The 993-nt window shown below is 61.5% G+C and carries 1 protein-coding gene; it reads left to right on the top strand.

The window, feature by feature from the left end; translation table 11 throughout:
• On the top strand, positions 1 to 993 hold a 993-nt coding region (locus C0V97_RS17550), incomplete at both ends, for an ATP-dependent metallopeptidase FtsH/Yme1/Tma family protein (RefSeq protein WP_127103727.1).

Below are 993 nucleotides of genomic sequence, written 5' to 3'. Positions count from 1 at the left end.
TCGTGGGCGTCGGGGCATCGCGTGTGCGCGACATGTTCGAGCAGGGGAAGAAATCGGCTCCTTGCATCATCTTCATCGATGAGATCGATGCAGTTGGTCGTCATCGTGGTGCGGGCCTCGGTGGAGGTAATGACGAGCGTGAGCAGACCCTCAACCAGATGCTCGTGGAGATGGACGGGTTCGAGAGCAATGAGGGCGTGATCCTGATTGCCGCGACCAACCGACCGGACGTGCTCGATCCCGCCCTCCTGCGTCCCGGTCGCTTCGACCGTCAGGTTGTCGTGCCGAACCCGGACGTGGCAGGACGCGAGAAGATCCTGCGCGTCCACATGCGCAAGGTGCCGCTGGCTTCTGACGTCGACCCCAAGGTCATCGCCCGTGGCACACCAGGTTTCTCGGGTGCCGATCTGTCCAATCTCGTCAATGAGGCGGCCTTGCTTGCTGCGCGTCTGGGCAAGCGCACGGTGGCCATGCTGGAATTTGAGAACGCCAAGGACAAGGTTCTCATGGGGGCTGAACGCCGCTCCTTGGTGATGAGCGATGCCGAAAAGCGTAACACCGCCTATCATGAGGGCGGCCATGCCATCTGCGCGATCCTGACCCCGGGTTGCGACCCTGTTCACAAAGCGACCATCATCCCGCGTGGCCGCGCTCTCGGCATGGTGATGAGCCTCCCGGAAAGCGATCGCTATTCCAAGAGCAAGGCCCAGTGCAAGGCCGATCTGGTTCTCGCGATGGGCGGCCGCGTTGCCGAGGAGCTCATCTTCGGCGCAGAGAATGTCTGCACCGGTGCGTCTGGCGATATCAAGATGGCAACGAATCTCGCCCGTCGCATGGTGACCGAATGGGGGATGAGCGATCGCCTCGGTATGATTGCCTATGGCGATAATGGCCAGGAGGTGTTCCTGGGTCACTCGGTGACGCAGAACAAGAATGTCTCCGAGCAGACTGCCCGCGAGATCGACCGTKAGGTCCAGGAACTCGTCGACGAGT

Source organism: Asaia sp. W19 (assembly GCF_003994335.1).
GTDB lineage: Bacteria > Pseudomonadota > Alphaproteobacteria > Acetobacterales > Acetobacteraceae > Asaia.
The sequence above is the reverse complement of the archived record's forward strand: the minus strand, read 5'-3'. Positions and strand labels throughout refer to the sequence as shown.